The organism is Myroides sp. C15-4 (genome assembly GCF_050522745.1).
Classification (GTDB): Bacteria; Bacteroidota; Bacteroidia; order Flavobacteriales; family Flavobacteriaceae; genus Flavobacterium.
Map to the genome: position 1 here is coordinate 39,287 of NZ_JBMVQX010000012.1, position 17,800 is coordinate 57,086.

Sequence of the window (17,800 nt, forward strand, 5' to 3'; positions counted from 1 at the left end):
TCGTCCAAGCTGTAATGCTATGGCTTGAACGGTTTGTATCCATTTATGTATCAACTCAACCTTTACCTGAAATACCTTATTGGCCTATATTGCCATGGGATAGGCATGCATTCCAGCTAAAAAGCACTCTTTTTTAGTCGGAATCCAACTGCTATGCCGCAATATGCCTTGTCCTGTTTCTTGTAGATTTTGGGGTTAAATCTTATCTTATGTTAAACAAAATTATTGAGTATTCAATCAAGAATAAACTCATCATCGGCTTACTGGTACTAGGCCTAATCGGTGTTGGATTATTCCAAATGACCAAATTGCCTATCGATGCTGTACCAGATATTACAGACAATCAAGTACAAATTATCACAGTCGCTCCCAACTATGGAGCTACAGATATTGAACGTTTAGTCACCTTCCCTATAGAACAAGCGAACAGCAACATCCCCGGTATGAAAAGCATACGAAGTTTTTCTCGCTTTGGTTTATCGTTAATCACCATCGTTTTTGATGAAGACGTTGATATTTATTGGGCGCGACAACAAGTAGGGGAACGTCTACAACAGGTTCAAAATGACATTCCTAAAGAAGTAGGGCAACCTGAATTGGGTCCAATCTCTACTGGATTAGGAGAAATTTATCAGTATGTTGTACGCCCAGAAAAAGGCTATGAAAAACAATATGATCTGACAGAATTACGATCGATTCAGGATTGGATCGTTCGCCGTCAATTAATTGCAGTAAAAGGAGTTGCTGAAGTCAGTAGCTTTGGAGGAAAACTAAAACAGTATGAAATAGCCATTGATCCCAATCGACTCGATGCAAATGGCATCACGATTACAGATGTCTTTGAGGCTTTAAATCAAAATAACGAAAATACAGGAGGTGCCTATATTGAAAAAGGGCCAACGGTTCTATACATTCGTTCAGAAGGATTAATTGGCAACATTGAAGACATCGAAAACATTGCTATTTCTTCCAAAAACAGTGAATTTCCTATACTTATCCGCGATATAGCGAAAGTTCATATTGGATATGCCACACGATATGGAGCCTTGACTTATAACGATCAAGGGGAAGTTGCTGGAGGCATTGTCATGATGCTAAAAGGTGAAAACAGCAACAACGTAATTCAAGACGTAAAAAATCGAGTGGCTGAAATTCAAAAATCACTGCCAAAAGGCGTAGTGATTGAACCTTTTCTCGATCGTACGAAGATGGTTAATAACGCCATTGGAACCGTCGAAACCAACCTATTAGAAGGGGCACTAATTGTCGTACTAGTCCTGGTTTTATTTTTGGGTAATTTCCGTGCAGGGCTTTTAGTTGCTTCTATTATTCCGTTGGCGATGCTATTTGCGATCTGTATGATGAATCTATTCGGTGTAAGTGGAAACTTAATGAGCTTAGGAGCCTTAGATTTTGGATTAATTATCGATGGCGCCGTCATTATTGTGGAGGCAGTCCTCCATCAATTCAGTCACAATAACAAATTCAAGGAAAAGGTATTGCTCAAACAGGAAGAAATGAATCAAACAGTGATTCAATCTGCTTCAAAAATGATGAATAGTGCCGTATTTGGGCAAATTATCATTCTAATCGTTTATATCCCCATTCTAACCTTACAGGGCATTGAAGGAAAAATGTTCAAACCGATGGCACAAACCGTTGCGTTTGCCTTACTTGGTGCTTTTTTACTGTCATTGACCTATGTCCCTATGATGAGTTCCCTCATTTTAAGTAGAAAAGTAAATACCAAGCCCAATTTTTCAGATCGTTTTATGGCAAAATTGGAAAAGATATACCAAAAAGCATTGGTCAAAGTACTGGAGATTCCCAAAATTATCTATGCTGTTGTTGGTTTACTCTTTGTCAGTGCATTGTATATTTTGTCAACCTTAGGAGGTGAGTTTATTCCTTCTTTGGAGGAAGGTGACTTTGCAGTAGATACGAAAGTACTCCAAGGCAGTAATTTAACAACGACCATAGAAAGTACACAAAAAGCTGTTCACATCTTGGTCTCTCAATTTCCCGAAGTAGAAAAAGTAGTAACCAAAATTGGGAATAGTGAAGTTCCTACGGATCCTATGCCAATGGAAGCAGGAGACATGATGGTCATCTTAAAAGACAAAAAAGAATGGACCTCTGCTTCGTCTTTCCCAGAGCTAGCAGAAAAAATGACACAAGCACTAGAAGAAGTGCCCGGAATAACGGTTGGATTTCAGTTTCCTGTGCAAATGCGCTTCAATGAATTGATGACAGGGGCACGACAAGATGTTGTAGTCAAGGTATTTGGAGATAATTTAGACACTTTAGCGACTACTGCCAATCAGATTGGACAAATCATTAATACAATTCCCGGTGCAGCTAACCTTTATGTGGAACCCATTACTGGTATGCCTCAACTTCTCATTGAATACGACCGTGCAGCCATTGCTCGTCATCGCTTGTCAATAGGGGAAATCAACCGCATTGTCAATACCTCATTAGCAGGGCAAAGCGCAGGTGTGGTTTATGAAGGAGAAAATAGATTTGATATGGTGGTCCGCATGGAAGAAAAAAGCAAAAAAGACATCCAACAAATCCGCAATATTTTGATTCCTACACCCGCAGGAATACAAATTCCCCTGAACCAACTCGCCCGTGTTGAAGTCAAAGAAGGTCCGAATCAAATTCAACGCGAAAATGCACAGCGTCGTATTTTTGTTGGTTTCAATGTAAAAGGTCGCGATGTTCAGAGTATTGTGGAAGAACTACAGCAAAAAGTAGAAGCAAAAATTACCTTACCCACAGGTTATCGAATTACTTATGGTGGACAATTTGAAAACTTAAATGAAGCCAAAGAACGCTTAGCCATTGCAGTGCCTTTAGCCCTAGTACTAATCTTTATTTTGCTCTTCTTTGCCTTTAGAGATATCAAAGAGTGTTTGATGATTTTCACGGCTATTCCTCTTTCTATAATTGGAGGAGTCTTTTTACTAGCCTTGCGCGGAATGCCTTTTAGTATTAGTGCTGGCGTTGGATTTATTGCGCTATTTGGCGTTGCTGTGCTCAATGGAATCGTCTTGATTGCCGAATTCAATCGCTTGCGAAAATCAGGTATTACCAACATTGTTTACGTTGTAGTACGCGGTGCAAAAAGTCGTTTACGTCCTGTATTAATGACCGCTTCTGTTGCTTCCTTTGGGTTCCTTCCCATGGCATTGAGTAATGGTGCTGGAGCAGAAGTACAACGTCCACTCGCGACTGTTGTAATTGGAGGATTAATTTTAGCCACTTTTTTAACGTTATTTATTTTGCCTTTACTTTATATTACCTTCGAACAGAAGCTCCATTTCTCTTTCTTAAAAAAGAAGAAAGCTAGCATTCTAACAGCAATTACTTGCCTAGCACTTGCAACAGCAGGTCCTGTAGTTGCACAAACCCCTATTGGACTAACCGAGGCGTTGGATCAAGCAGTAGCAAACAACAAAATGATTCGAACTGAACACTTGCGAACTGCCTTTGCCAAAGCCTTTATTCATACCTCAACCGATCTTCCGCAAACGGCTATTTCGGGTGAATTTGGACAGATTAATGGCCCTTATACTGACAATAAATTTACCATTAGTCAAGATATTGCTTTCCCAACCGTGTACAGCAAACAAAAAAGCGTTTATTCTAAAGCATGGCAAAAGAGTATTTTCGAACTATCACTCAAAACCACAGAGGTAAAACGAGAAGTCACTCAAAATTTCTATGACTATTACTATTGGAGTGAAAAAGAAGAACTACTGCAACAAGCCGATAGCTTGTACACGAGTTTCTATACCAAAGCTACGTTGCGCTTTACCAAAGGAGAAAGTACGATTTTGGAACAAACTACTGCAAAGAATCAATTGATTAAAATACAGATGCAACTGGCTGAAGTGATTCAAGCGAAAAGTTTAGCCCAACTACAGTTAAAATACTTGTTGAATACCGAAGAAGACATCTTGCCAACATTGGCCGCTCAAAAAATGGAGTTATCCACATTAGAACAGAACCTCAACGATAATCCGCAATTAAAAATAGCAGAACAAAACAAAGAACTGGCAGAGGCACAAACCAAATTAGAGCGATCAAAGCTCTTACCTACCCTACAACTCGCCTATAATAACAGCAGTTTTATGGGATTGGCAGCCAATGAAGTATACTATGATCGAAAAGATCGTTTTCACGCTTTTCAAGTAGGACTGACCTTGCCTTTATTTGATTTTGGACAACGCGGTAGAATTCGCGCTTCCAAACAAGCAGAAGACTTGGCCACAGCAGAACTGGAACTCACTCAACAAAACGTACAGAACCGTTATCAACAACTGTTGATAACCCTTGAAAGTAGTCAACAAATATTGACAAGTTATGAACAACAAGCACCAAAAGGAGCTGCTGTAATTATGCAAACGGCAGAACTGCAATTCATCAACGGGGCAATTAATTACTTGGAATATGTGCTCTTGACCAATCAAGCCATGGAATTATTGAGTAACTATTTCGATGCACTCAAGACGTATAATGACACCGTGATTCAAATTAATTACCTAACTTCAAATAACTAAGACCATGTTTACACCACATAAAACCAGCTTTCGCTTCGCATTCATCGCCCTTTTACTGGCACCGATGTTACTTTTTACCCAATGTAAAGGAGAAGCTACCCAAGAAGAAGAATCAACTGTACACGAAGAAACGGATCTTGTACAATTGTCCGATGCACAAATGAAACACGTCGATCTGCAAACCACACAGATCCAAGAACACAACATTGCAACAGTTTTGAAACTAAATGGAAAAATTGATGTTCCACCTCAAAATTTAATATCCATTACCAATCCACTAGGAGGCTATATCAAGCAAACCAAACTCATGCCGGGGATGCAGATCAAAAAAGGAGAACAAATTGCCCTGATGGAAGATCCGCGTTATATTGAGTTGCAACAGAATTACTTAATTGCCAAAGACAAATTTCAATTTGCTCAATTGGACTATCAACGTCAGAAAGACTTAAACGCAAGTCAGGCCAGCAGTGACAAGGTGATGCAACAAGCGCAAGCAGAGATGAATGCACAGCGCATTACCATGCATGCCTTAGGTCAACAGCTAAGTTTAATTAACATTAATCCCAATACACTGACGCATAATACCATCAGTAGATCCATTGCTATTTACAGTCCAATCAATGGTTTTGTGAGTAATACCTATGTCAATATTGGCAAATACGTTACCCCTTCTGATGTGTTATTTGAACTCATTGATCCTTCAGATATTCACTTGAATTTAAAAGTATATGAAAAAGACCTTGATAAGCTAGAAGTAGGACAACGTGTGGTGAGTTTTACCAACAACAATCCCTCAAAAAAATACGAAGGCGAAATTGTATTGATCAGCATGGATGTCACCGTAGAAGGAACCTCAGAAGTTCACTGTCATTTTGAGCATTTTGAAAAAAACCTGTTACCTGGGATGTATATGAATGCCGAAATTGATACCCATTCTGCCCAAACCAAAGCTTTACCAGAAGAGAGCGTTGTGTATTTTGAAGCCAAGCATTTCGTTTTTATCGAAGTGAGTAAACAAACCTATCAAATGGTCCCTGTTGAGATTGGCGAAACAGAAAACGGTTTTACAGCAATTCGCAATGCAGCGTCCCTAACGGGTAAGACCATTGTTTCGAAAGGAGCGTACACCCTACTGATGAAACTCCGCAATACGGAAGACGAAGAATAAAAAAAAGTCCAGCACTAGGCTGGACTTTTTTTATGGTTTTATCGTGCAGTAAATCGTTTTGGAACAATCTCCTCCTTTTACTTCAATTGAAAATTCATAAGGCTTATCACCGTAATAGCGATTCGTTTGGACAAGCAAACGCCCATCCTCTATTTTCCGCACCGTATAGTGTTCCGTATTATAACTATTCACAGGACGTTCCTCATAGGTATAGCCATGCTCGCCTACTTTCCCTACCTCAATCTTTTGGATAAGGTAAAAAGGCTTAGGCGTAACCTCTACGTATTGCTGTCCTCCTACATTGGGGAAGGTTAATTTCTTCTGACTTACTTTAGTCGATACCTTACAATCTGGTTCTCGTTCCCAAAGATCAACACATCCCGTCAGCAAAAAAACACCAACAATAAACAATACCGCCTTTTTAACTCGTGTGTACATAGGATTCTTTCTAAAAACAAATCCAAAAGTAAAGCTAAATCACCACCTGTGAAAGTAAATTCATCCACACAGCAATCGGTTTATACTTGGACGAGTAAAAACAACAAATAATCGCGTTGATGACTATAAAAAAAAATAAATGATAGGGTAACATACAAATCCGATGATGAATATAATTTATCATCTCTTTTATAAAAGAATTAGAATAAATCTAACGCACGGATTCAAATCCGCACGATCGGGTTTACACCTACTCCTGTACCTACCTTCCCGCTTAGGCCACCTAAAATTCCTCTTTTAATTTCTGCCATAATTTACCTTGTTAACTGTTTACTATTTTTTTACCATCGTTCTGTGCTATTCACAAGCTACATGAATAAACTACAAACCTACATCAGTCGAAATTAACCTGCAATATCCCCTTTCCTTATATGGCAAAAAAAAGCTCAAATGGCTTTATTTGTTCCTATACAAACAACACAAACAGCTGTTATTCAGTCATTTATCTTGTTTGGTTTTAGTTTTGTTTGGGTCTTCTTCGGTAAACATGCGTATTTACGGGGGATTACCCCCCATTTACCGAACAAAACCCGAACAAAACCCGAACAAAACCCAATCCGCTGGCGTGGATTTAAATACATATTTTAATCCAACGCACGGATTAAATCCGCGCGATCGGTTTATACTTGGACGAGTAAAAAACAACAAATAATCGATTTGATGGCTATAAAAAGGAATAAATGATAGGGTAACATATAAACCCTTTTTTTATTTTTGCACAATTAAAATAGTACACGAGGCCAATCGCCATTTTTCATTGTCTTTGATGTCATCTACTCATTACTAATTCAATCCATCCCATGTACAAATTCATTAACAGCATCATTTTACTTGCTTTTACCTCCTTGACCTATGCACAATCCGACAAATTAAAGGTTGAAAAGCTACAGGACAACATCTATGTTTACGTTACCTATCAAATGTATAATGGTATAGAATATTCATCTAATGCTTTGTATATTTTGACTGATGAAGGAGCGATTCTCGTGGACACACCCTGGGACAAAGAACAGAATGATCCTTTGGTAGAACACATCAAAAAGCAGCACAATAAGGAAGTGAAATGGGTCATTACCACACACTTTCACGCAGATCGATCTGGCGGATTGGACTATTTCAGAAAAGCAGGAGCAGAGACTTATACGTATGCTCTAACGAATGAGATTCTCAAATCAAGAAATGAGCCTCGGGCAGAATTCACTTTCGGAAAGGAAAAGCATTTCACTTTTGGTAAAGAAGAAATCGTTGTTTACTTTTTAGGAGAAGGACACAGCAAGGATAATACAGTAGTGTGGTTTCCGAAGGAAAAAGTTTTATATGGCGGTTGCTTAATTAAAAGCGCGGAGGCCACAGACATTGGTTTCATTGGAGATGGAAATACCGACGCTTGGCTCGCAACAATTGAAGCCGTTAAAAACAAATTTAAACAAGCAAAAACAGTAATTCCAGGCCATGATAACTGGAATCAAGAAGGGCATATAGAGAATACGGAACGCATTTTATCCGCTTACCATGCACTAAAATAAAAAAACAAGTAACAATTCTACTATAAACCAATAAGCTTAAGATTATTAACAGCAAATAGCTTGTGTTGAAGTTTTTAATCTTAAAGTCTTTTATTACTTTTGCAGTATGGCAAAACAAGATGATATTTTTAAGAATGTTATTTCGCACGCAAAGGAGTATGGATATATTTTTCCATCAAGCGAAATATACGATGGTTTGAGTGCAGTATATGACTATGCTCAAAACGGTGTAGAGTTAAAGAGAAATATTAGAGAGTACTGGTGGAAATCCATGGTACAAATGCACGAAAATATTGTAGGAATTGATGCCTCAATCTTTATGCATCCAACCACTTGGAAGGCTTCAGGTCACGTTGATGCATTCAATGACCCTTTAATTGACAATAAAGACAGTAAAAAAAGATATAGAGCAGACGTTTTAATTGAAGACTACTGTGAAAAATTACACCAAAAAGCATTAAAAGAGATTGAAAAAGCGAAAAAACGCTTTGGTGAGTCTTTTGATGAAGAACAGTTTATCGCTACCAATCCACGTGTTGTAGAGTATTACGCAAAGAAAAAAGAAATCTTAGCGCGTATGGCTCACGGATTAGATACAGGAGATTTAGCTGATGTAAAAGCGCTAATCGAAGAGTTAGAAATTGCTGACCCAGATACAGGTTCTAAAAACTGGACGGAAGTACGTCAATTTAACTTGATGTTTGGTACTAAATTAGGGGCTTCTGCGGATACAGCGATGGATCTTTATTTGCGTCCAGAAACAGCACAAGGTATTTTCGTTAACTTCTTAAACGTTCAGAAAACAGGACGTATGAAGATTCCTTTTGGTATTGCACAAACAGGAAAAGCATTCCGTAACGAGATTGTTGCGCGTCAATTTATCTTCCGTATGCGCGAATTTGAACAGATGGAAATGCAGTTCTTCGTGAAACCAGGTGAAGAAATGAAATACTACGAGTATTGGAAAGATACCCGTCTAAAATGGCATTTATCCTTGGGAATGGGAGCGGAAAATTACCGTTACCACGACCACGAAAAATTAGCGCACTACGCTAATGCAGCTACCGATATCGAATTCAACTTCCCATTCGGATTTAAAGAATTAGAAGGAATTCACTCGCGTACAGATTTCGATTTAAAAGCACATGAACAATTCTCTGGTAAGAAGTTGCAGTTTTTCGACAACGAAACCAACTCATCTTATGTTCCTTATGTAGTAGAAACATCGGTAGGATTGGATCGTATGTTCTTATCTGTTTTCTCTAAATCTCTACAAGAAGAAACACTAGAAGACGGAACAACGAGAACGGTATTAAAATTACCAGCTGTATTAGCACCAACAAAAGCGGCTATTTTCCCATTGGTAAAAAAAGATGGTTTACCAGAAATTGCGCAAGCAATTATTGAAGATTTGAAATGGGATTTCAATGTGGCATATGATGAAAAAGATGCGGTAGGACGTCGTTACCGTCGTGCTGATGCTTTGGGAACTCCATTCTGTATTACTGTGGATCACCAAACATTAGAAGACAAAACAGTAACCATCCGTCACCGCGATACGATGAAACAAGATCGCGTGGCAATTGCTGATCTTCGCAACCTCATCAATGAAGAAGTCTCCATGAAAAACTGGTTAAAGAAAATGATCTAAAAATTTAGCTAATAATAACGAGAGGGTGTCCCAAAAGGACACCCTCCTTTTTTTGTTAGCCTACGGCTTGAATAGGGAGATAGATTCATCAAACACCAAAACAAAGGTAAACTCAGTGAGATAAAGGAGCAATGGGTGCGATTAATCGCTTCCAATTCATTACTTCTAGTCCATACGTTTAAAAAACAAATAAAAATTAAAATAAAAAGACTTTTTAAATGTTTTAATTTAATAAATTTATAATAATTAACATATTTAAAAATTGACTATGAAAAAAATTGTATTATTCGCCTTATTTGCTTCCCTAGCTTTAGGCTCATGTGGAGACAAAACAAAAGATGCTGACCAAACGGCAACAGCGTTGGTCGCTAAACCAACGCCACCCACAGCCGAAGGAACGCTTCGCGTACTCTTTGTAGGCAATAGTCATACCGAATACTTCGCTAGTTTTCCCCAAGTTCTCGAAGCCTTAGCCAAAGAAAACAGCAAACCGCTTGAGGTAAAGAAACTAGTCGAAATGGGCGTAAGCCTTGATCGCATTCTCGCTTCCAACAAAAAAGAAGCGGATAAAATCTTCAGTGCCACTGATGCTGATGGCAACTATTTTGATTTCATCATCCTACAAGAATCAACGCCTGTAGCAATCCAAGATTTAGAGGATTACAAAGCAAACGTAAAAACCATACATGATTTAGCGACTAAAAACAGTCCAGAGGTCGCTACGTATATTTACGGGCTAACTGCTCCTTTTGAATACAATGGGTCCGATTATAAAGAGTACCAACCGATCTTACAGGAAAATGGCGTAATGGTGGCTCAATCCGTACCCAATACTGGATATTTGAATTTCTCCGCTGTATTGGGTGCTGCCTATCAAGGGAAAGAAGGCTACATTGCCGTTGTTGAGGGAAAGGATCAATTGCGCTTTACGGATAGTTCCCATCATATGTTGAATGATGCTGTATTTGTAAACAGCATCGTCCTCTATCAAACGCTATTTGGAGAAACGCCAAAAATACCCCAACAATTACCTCTGAGCACAGGTACTACTGATCATGATGGCATCAAAATAATGGATGTCGAAAAAGGAGTAAGTAATCCTGGTGCTTTGCTTAAAATTGCTGCAAATTTCAAATAAACCGATTACTGGTAAAAGCAGGACTCGTCCTGCTTTTACTTCTTTATCTGGATTTATCCCTAACACCAGGTCTTTTCTTAATGTAGGTTAAGCACATATCCTGCAACAGAACCGTATTTTTGTATCATTGATAATCACAAAATATAAACCATATGAAAAAAATAGTTTTATTCGTTGTAGCTGCCTTATTTTCAGTTACTTCATTTGCACAAACAAAATGGAATGTCGATCCTATGCACTCCTTTTTAAACTTTTCGGTTAAACACTTAGGCATCTCCTTTGTGGATGGTCGCTTTGACAAATACGAAGGTACTTTTGTAGGCAACCCAGAGGATTTAACAAAAGGTACATTCAATTTTACAGTTGATTTAAACAGTATCAACACCAGTGTAGAAATGCGTGACAATCACTTAAAATCAGCTGACTTTTTTGATACAGCAAAATATGCTACAATGAAATTTGAAAGCAAGTCAATCAAAAAAACAGGCAAAGATAAATACGAATTAGTAGGAAACTTAACAATCAAAAATATTACCAAACTGGTAACCTTTCAATTGACTTATGGTGGTTTATTGGCAGATGATGGAAATGGGAATACAAAACTAGGTTTTCAAGCCAAAACAACGATCGATCGCTTTGACTACGAGGTAGCTTATGACCCAACAGGTCAAGCCATTGGAAAAAATGTTGATATTACGGTAAACTTAGAATTTAGTAAGGCTAACTAATCCTTTATAATACCTTCAAATGAAAAAGGCTTGCGCTAGTAGCAAGCCTTTTTTTATATTTCTTCATTGTCAATCACAACTAGATTATATGCAACATGCTGTACGGCAGCCTCGCGAATCCGATCTGCTACTTTGGATACAGGAACGGGCTTATACGATGTAAATAACCCTAGTCGATTGAGAAAATTCAAGGTCTTTACTCCCCATTCTTCTCCTTTGCGATCGGAATTAGGGCGAATGAGTGAACTTGGGCGAATGATAATCGTTCGATTAAAATGCAATTGCGCAATCGCTTGTTCAATGCGACCTTTAAGGTAGAGATAAAACACTTTGCTGTGGTAATTAGCTCCCATAGAAGAGACTAAAACAAACGTCTGTACTGATTTTGCTTTACAGTATTTAGCAAATTGTACGACATAGTCATAGTCAATATGCCACTGATTTTCTTTACTTCCCGCTTGTTTTTTGGTGGTTCCCAGACAGCTGAATGCAACATCTCCTTCGATCAAGTGATGCCACTCATTCATCTTTTCAAAATCTACAACATGGCAAATCAGCTTGGGATGTTGGATATCCCAAGAGCTTCGTACGAATATTTCGACAAAATGATAGCGATCATCACACAGCAGTTGACGCACTAATACTTTTCCAACGGCTCCAGTAGCCCCAATAATTACAGCTCTCATAAAAGTAATTTACAAAAAAAAATAATGCGACTACTTTCTTTTTTTAGTCGATTCTCTTCTTATTTGTTCACTGAATGCGGTGCAAGCATGTGTTTTGGATCCAATAATTCATCTAGTTGTTCTTGAGTCATCAGTTGATGAGCGAGAATTAATTCATAGACTCCTTTACCTGTTTCAAGTGCTTCTTTCGCTATTTTTGTACTTGCTTTATAACCAATATAAGGGTTCAATGCCGTTACGATTCCAATACTGTGCAACACTTGTTCCTTCGTATGGGTTGCATTGGCTTGAATCCCAGTAATGCACTTTGTTGTTAGGGTATCCATGGCTTGACTCATCCATTGTATGGATTCCATTAAGCTGTGTACCAATACAGGTTCCATCACGTTTAATTGCAATTGAGCTGCCTCAGAAGCCATGGTAATAGTCATATCGTTTCCGATTACCTTGAAACAAACTTGATTGACTACTTCTGGAATCACGGGATTAACTTTCCCTGGCATAATAGAAGATCCAGGTTGCATGGCAGGCAATTGAATTTCTGCCAATCCCGTACGAGGACCAGAAGACAACAGGCGTAAGTCGTTACACATTTTGGACACCTTGATAGCCACTTTTTTTAGCGCATTAGAATACGCCACTAATCCACTGGTATCTGAAGTTGCCTCAATGAGGTTAGCTGCTGAAATAACAGGCTGTTGCATAAGCGCACCCAAATTTTCTGCGCAAAGTGCTGCATAACCAGGAACGGCATTTAATCCCGTTCCAATAGCTGTTGCCCCCATATTGATTTCCAAAAATGAATGGCTTGCCTCCTCTAACTTACCAATTTCTCGTTCTAAAGTAAAGGCAAAAGCTCCAAATTCTTGACCTAACGTCATGGGAACAGCATCTTGTAATTGGGTACGTCCCATTTTAAGCACCTCTTTAAACTGTGCTTCTTTTTCTTTTAATGCAACAACTAAACGAGTTAGACTTGCCACAACTACTTGATTCATTTCAAATAATGCAACTTTAAATGCAGTAGGATAGGCATCATTAGTCGATTGTGAAAGGTTTACATGATCATTCGGTGAACAATATTGGTAGTCCCCTTTTTCGTGTCCTAAAAGCTCTAAAGCACGATTGGCAATAACCTCATTGGCATTCATATTGGTCGATGTTCCCGCTCCACCTTGAATCATATCTATAGGAAAATCACTGTGAAATTGCCCTGCTACTAATTCTTTACACGCCGTTTCAATAGCTTGATAAATGGATTTTTCTAATAGATTGAGTTCAAAATTTGTTTTCGCTGCAGCCCATTTTACTAGCGCTAAACCTCTAATAAAAGCGGGGTAATTTGCTAATTTCTGTTGAGAAATAGCGAAGTTTTCAATCGCACGTTGCGTTTGTACGCCGTAATAGGCGTCAAGAGGAACCTCAATTTCCCCAATTAAATCGCTTTCAATTCTAGTTTTTTTCATCTCTTTTTTTTATTCTTTTTCGATTCCTTATATGTAATAGATTCTACGTTGTATTTAATACAAAAAATCCTATTCTTCAAAAGTACCAGCTACATAGTATAATTTTCCTCCTAAAAGCTCGAAAGTAGAATGTTCATCATGCTGGTGTTCCACGCCCGACTGATCTCTAAAAGACGCGCGAAACGTCACAGTTGTAGCCGTTGCTTCTTTTATTTTTAATCCCAACCATTGATTTTCCTTTGCCCATTGTAAGATTGACTTTTTACTGTACAGATGGCGCGTACGCGGATGTGTTGTATCAATTAAGTAGTTTGCATTAGCCAAGACATAAGCTGTATAACGAGAACGCATTAGCGCTTCTGCGGAGATTGGTTGTTGTTGGCCTTTTAACAAGGGCAAGCAACACGCTTCGAGTGTATGTTCACTTCCACAAGGACACATCATCTTCTTACTGTTTTATTTTTTCTTGGAGATCCTCCACAATTTTTTGCATCTTGGCCAAACGAACCAAAGCGTCGTCCTTGGTTTCAACATCTATCATACGCTGTAATTGTTTGGTAATTTCAACGGCAAATGCTTGAGCAATGTCGTGTTTTCCCTGCTCTATCAGCTGCATCAATTCAAGTATTGCTTTCTCCATACTCTTTCTTCTAATTTCATATACTATACAAAGATATTGGTTGTGTTGATTTAAACTGGCTTTTTATTTGTGTTATTTTCGAGAAACACCTTCTCGCCCATGTTACAAGACGTACTCCATCTCTTTTTACCACACTACTGTTGTGGTTGTTCCACTTTACTTTTGCAACAGGAAGACCTACTTTGTGTTAGCTGTCGTACGTTCCTGCCCTTTACGGATCAGCATTGCCATACTCCAAACGAAGCACTCAATAAATTTTATGGCAAAGTAAAAATCAACCATGCTAGCTGTATGTTGTACTATACCAAAGAAGGAATTGTATCGCGTTTACTCCATCAATTGAAATACAACAACCAGCCTAAAATTAGCTATACCTTGGGAAGAATGTATGCCGAACTCCTTGCAGAAACGGCTCATTTGGATACTGTTGACTATCTCATTCCCGTGCCCATGCACAAGAGAAAACAACGCCAACGAGGCTACAATCAAGTCGATGGATTTGCTGATGCGCTCGCTTATTATTTTGGAATTCCCGTAAATAGAACCTTGCTTACCAAAATAACACATACCCCGTCTCAAACAACCAAAACCTTTCAAGAGCGCATCAAGACAAAAATCACAACCTTTTACCTTGGCGATTCTTCTTCTTTTATTGGAAAACACTTGCTTTTATTAGACGATATTTTAACCACGGGAAGTACATTGGAGACCTGCGCCAAATTATTGCTTCAAATACCTGGGTGCAAGGTGAGTATTTTGTGTTTAGCATACACAAAATAAAGTTTTTACGGGTTGATATTTTCTAAGTAAAAAATATAATTGTTACTTTGTCTTTTCAAAACAAAACTATGTCTAAGTTTCGTCTATATTTTTTTACTTGTTTACTCATTTTATGTGTAACTTGTTTTTCCAATTGTGCTAAGAGAGGTTTTATATCAGGGGGTCCTATGGATACCTTACCTCCCGTTGTATTAAAGAGTTATCCTGAAAATTATTCCATCAACTTTGATAAAGAAGTGATCAAAATCGAATTTGATGAATTCATCAAATTGAAAAACATCACCCAGAATTTGATTGTTTCTCCACCGTTGAAAAACAATCCTGAAATTCAACCGATGGGAGGACCTAAAAAGGAATTAACCATCCAGCTTAGAGATACTTTGCTCCCAAATACCACCTATAGTTTCAACTTTGGAGACGCTATTATTGACAATAATGAAGGTAATGTATTACCTCAATTTAAGTATATATTCTCTACGGGAACCTATATCGATTCCTTAAAACTAGAGGGAACAATACAATCCGCTCATCAACTGAAAACGGACAATTTTGTCAATATTATGCTTTATGATGCCAAAACATTCAAAGACTCAACAGTTTACAAAGAAAAACCGCTATATATCACCAATACCTTAGATTCTCTTACTACCTTCTCGATTGAAAATATTAAGGCAGGCACGTATTATTTAGTGGGATTGAAGCAAAAGACCAACAATTATAAATTTAATCCGGAACAGGATAAAATTGCCTTTATTCAAGATTCTATTGTCATTCCAACAGAGGACAAATACAATTTGGTGCTTTTTAAATCTGAGGAGGCATTTGTTGCTAAACGACCTGCTCAACTTTCAGAGAACAAATGGTATCTTCCTTATATCGGCAATAGTAAAGGGACACAAGTAAAGGTGTCTAAAAATGACAGTTTAATTCGCAGTGTATACACGCCTTTGGAAGGCAAAGACACCCTTCAAGTTTGGTTTCCAAAAGTTGTGGCAGATTCCTTGCATTTTACGGTAACTAACGAGGATTACGCTGAAACTTTTACGGTGCGTCCTCGTGCAAAAATGAAAGAGATTGACACCTTAAAAATCAGTGCTAAAAACAGTATCATTGACTTTAAGGAGAATTTCGCCTTAAAAATGACAACACCGCTTGGTCAGGTGAACAAAAGTCTAATCAACATCATCAATAAAGACTCCCTTCCTGTTTCTTTTGAGGTTCAAGAAATTGCAGCGGAGCAAAAAATAGTTTTGCTCTTCGAAAAACTGCAAGAGGAATTATACAATATTCAACTGATGCCTGAGGCGATAACCGATTTTTTTGGACAAGGTAACGATTCCCTTCAATATACGTTAAAGACAAATAAACACAGTGATTATGGGAACTTAAATCTGAATTTAAGTGACGTTAAACGCTACCCTATTATTGTAGACCTGATCGATGAGCAGGAGAAAGTGTACTTCACACAAGTGATCCAAGAGCCTCAGACCATTGTGTTTGATTTACTCCCACCACGCAAGTACTTTGTTCGCGTGATTTACGATGACAATAAAAATGGTCAATGGGATACGGGATATTATTGGGATAAACGCCAACCTGAAGAAACCTTTTACTCCAAAGAAGCCATCGATTTACGCGCCAATTGGGATATCAATCAGGACATGAGTCTAGCGGAATAACGCACCGCTAGCCCCCTTTTTATTTCTCTAATTTCTTAAACGCTCGATAACAGATAAAAGAAACCAACAGGCCTACAACAACAAGTACTGCCCACAGCATAGTATTCATCTGTTTTGCCTTAGCCTCCTTTGCCCTTTGTTCCTTTAGATCATCTAGGAGAACCTGAACGTCAAAGTCATGTGTTTTAACAGTAGGCAATAGTGCGGGAATTTCATTCTTGAAATATTCAATATCGTACTGGGGAACGTCTTTCGTTGAAGTATTGACTTCTACTGTATAATGGGTATGTGCATCGAGATATGCCGTAGCAAATCGCGTTAAAGAATACGTTTGAACGGATATAATGTCCAGTGGAATATTACTGCCATTATCAATCTCAATATAAGGATTGCGAACCAACACATCATCGAGAACCCATTCATTGCGCTGTTTAGATGACAGCGTAAAAGGCACGGCTACTTTTGTAATTGAATCTCGCAAGACTGCCTTGCGGTAATAATCACGAGGTGCGGCGATCTCAAAGACAATTTTATTGAGTATATAGCTCAAATCTTGCGCAACAAAGGATACTGTTGTTTTCTTGTCCTTCGCACCAAGGGTACTCTTGTCATAGCGCAACTGCGTTGGGCTAAACTGTCCATAGGTCTTTGTCCCCACAATTGTACTAACCTTATTTACTTTTAGTGGTGTTGTTTGATTGTTTATCAACTCCATCTCATAGTATAAATAACGCCCTTCGGGAAGGGATACAAACAACGTTTCTTCCTCTCGTTCGGACGAAGCATAGGTATAAATCGGTGTTTTTTGTTTGACAATAAACCACTCTTGCTTATCGTTACTTCCTTTCACCGAAGCACTTAGCGCAACATCGGCTTTATTTATTGTAATATAGAAATCCGTTATTTTCTTTTTTTCGGGATTGTGAATGACAAAGCGATTGATGCTATCTCGCTCAACGCTATCTAGTACAGGATGATCAACAATCTTCGTTTCATTCGCTGTTGGCTGTACCGCTCTGATAAAATAGGGAACCTCCATGCGATTGCCTTGCTCTTGCTGAACAATACGAAGATTCGTTCCCTTTGGCTTTGCATTACCGACTAATCGATGATCCAATTCAATGTTATAATATCCACTTTCTTGTACAGGAGCCAGATCTGCCTTATAGATTTTCTCTTGCGCATATCCCGATGGCACACTTAGAAAACAAGTACTTCCCATCAAGAATAACGCAATCGTCTCTCTCTTTGTCATGTGTAATTCTTTTGATC

General features: G+C 38.4%; 15 protein-coding genes. 9 read left to right on the forward strand and 6 right to left on the reverse strand.

Going from position 1 to position 17,800, the window contains the following annotated elements:
- The first annotated feature begins 209 nt into the window (after positions 1-209).
- On the forward strand, positions 210-4,568 hold the full coding sequence (locus tag ACPDHL_RS07585; protein ID WP_430532173.1) for a CusA/CzcA family heavy metal efflux RND transporter: 4,359 nt from the start codon (positions 210-212) through the stop codon (positions 4,566-4,568).
- Between the two features lie 64 nt (positions 4,569-4,632).
- Complete coding sequence (locus ACPDHL_RS07590) at positions 4,633-5,736, forward strand: efflux RND transporter periplasmic adaptor subunit (RefSeq protein WP_430532206.1); 1,104 nt, start codon at positions 4,633-4,635, stop codon at positions 5,734-5,736.
- Between the two features lie 30 nt (positions 5,737-5,766).
- On the opposite strand, the gene ACPDHL_RS07595 is transcribed toward ACPDHL_RS07590, so the two are convergent.
- Complete coding sequence (locus ACPDHL_RS07595; RefSeq protein WP_430532174.1) at positions 5,767-6,174, reverse strand: hypothetical protein; 408 nt, start codon at positions 6,172-6,174, stop codon at positions 5,767-5,769.
- 450 nt (positions 6,175-6,624) lie between these two features.
- Here ACPDHL_RS07595 and ACPDHL_RS07600 point away from each other — a divergent pair, with 450 nt between their 5' ends.
- From ACPDHL_RS07600 to ACPDHL_RS07620, 5 genes are all read left to right on the forward strand, one after another.
- On the forward strand, positions 6,625-6,822 hold the full coding sequence (locus ACPDHL_RS07600) for a hypothetical protein (RefSeq protein WP_430532175.1): 198 nt from the start codon (positions 6,625-6,627) through the stop codon (positions 6,820-6,822).
- Positions 6,823-7,034: 212 nt separating this feature from the next.
- A complete protein-coding gene (gene bla / locus ACPDHL_RS07605) occupies positions 7,035-7,760 on the forward strand; it encodes an MUS/TUS/MOC family subclass B1 metallo-beta-lactamase (protein ID WP_430532176.1) in 726 nt (241 codons plus the stop codon).
- Positions 7,761-7,866: 106 nt separating this feature from the next.
- Positions 7,867-9,411 (forward strand): glycine--tRNA ligase, encoded by a 1,545-nt coding sequence (locus tag ACPDHL_RS07610; protein WP_430532177.1) that lies wholly within the window; start codon positions 7,867-7,869, stop codon positions 9,409-9,411.
- 268 nt (positions 9,412-9,679) lie between these two features.
- Positions 9,680-10,549: a hypothetical protein gene (locus tag ACPDHL_RS07615; protein WP_430532178.1), complete on the forward strand. Its 870-nt coding sequence runs from the start codon at positions 9,680-9,682 to the stop codon at positions 10,547-10,549.
- A 152-nt stretch (positions 10,550-10,701) separates the two neighbouring features.
- Positions 10,702-11,277: a YceI family protein gene (locus ACPDHL_RS07620; protein ID WP_430532179.1), complete on the forward strand. Its 576-nt coding sequence runs from the start codon at positions 10,702-10,704 to the stop codon at positions 11,275-11,277.
- 53 nt (positions 11,278-11,330) lie between these two features.
- Here the strand turns inward: ACPDHL_RS07620 and ACPDHL_RS07625 are convergent, their stop codons facing one another.
- The 4 genes from ACPDHL_RS07625 to ACPDHL_RS07640 all read right to left on the reverse strand — a co-directional run bounded on the left by ACPDHL_RS07625 (position 11,331) and on the right by ACPDHL_RS07640 (position 14,069).
- Entirely contained in the window at positions 11,331-11,963 is a 633-nt protein-coding gene (locus ACPDHL_RS07625) for an NAD(P)H-binding protein (RefSeq protein ID WP_430532180.1), read from the reverse strand.
- A 59-nt stretch (positions 11,964-12,022) separates the two neighbouring features.
- Positions 12,023-13,429 (reverse strand): aspartate ammonia-lyase, encoded by a 1,407-nt coding sequence (locus tag ACPDHL_RS07630; protein ID WP_430532181.1) that lies wholly within the window; start codon positions 13,427-13,429, stop codon positions 12,023-12,025.
- 69 nt (positions 13,430-13,498) lie between these two features.
- Positions 13,499-13,873, reverse strand: coding sequence for a YchJ family protein (locus ACPDHL_RS07635; RefSeq protein WP_430532182.1), 375 nt, complete (start codon positions 13,871-13,873; stop codon positions 13,499-13,501).
- 4 nt (positions 13,874-13,877) lie between these two features.
- A complete protein-coding gene (locus ACPDHL_RS07640; RefSeq protein WP_430532183.1) occupies positions 13,878-14,069 on the reverse strand; it encodes a hypothetical protein in 192 nt (63 codons plus the stop codon).
- A 99-nt stretch (positions 14,070-14,168) separates the two neighbouring features.
- Here ACPDHL_RS07640 and ACPDHL_RS07645 point away from each other — a divergent pair, with 99 nt between their 5' ends.
- Together ACPDHL_RS07645 and ACPDHL_RS07650 are read left to right on the forward strand one after the other, a co-directional pair.
- Complete coding sequence (locus ACPDHL_RS07645) at positions 14,169-14,849, forward strand: ComF family protein (RefSeq protein ID WP_430532184.1); 681 nt, start codon at positions 14,169-14,171, stop codon at positions 14,847-14,849.
- A 167-nt stretch (positions 14,850-15,016) separates the two neighbouring features.
- Complete coding sequence (locus ACPDHL_RS07650; protein WP_430532185.1) at positions 15,017-16,528, forward strand: Ig-like domain-containing protein; 1,512 nt, start codon at positions 15,017-15,019, stop codon at positions 16,526-16,528.
- Between the two features lie 19 nt (positions 16,529-16,547).
- Here ACPDHL_RS07650 and ACPDHL_RS07655 read toward each other — a convergent pair whose 3' ends face one another.
- Positions 16,548-17,783: a hypothetical protein gene (locus tag ACPDHL_RS07655; RefSeq protein WP_430532186.1), complete on the reverse strand. Its 1,236-nt coding sequence runs from the start codon at positions 17,781-17,783 to the stop codon at positions 16,548-16,550.
- Positions 17,784-17,800: the final 17 nt, after the last annotated feature.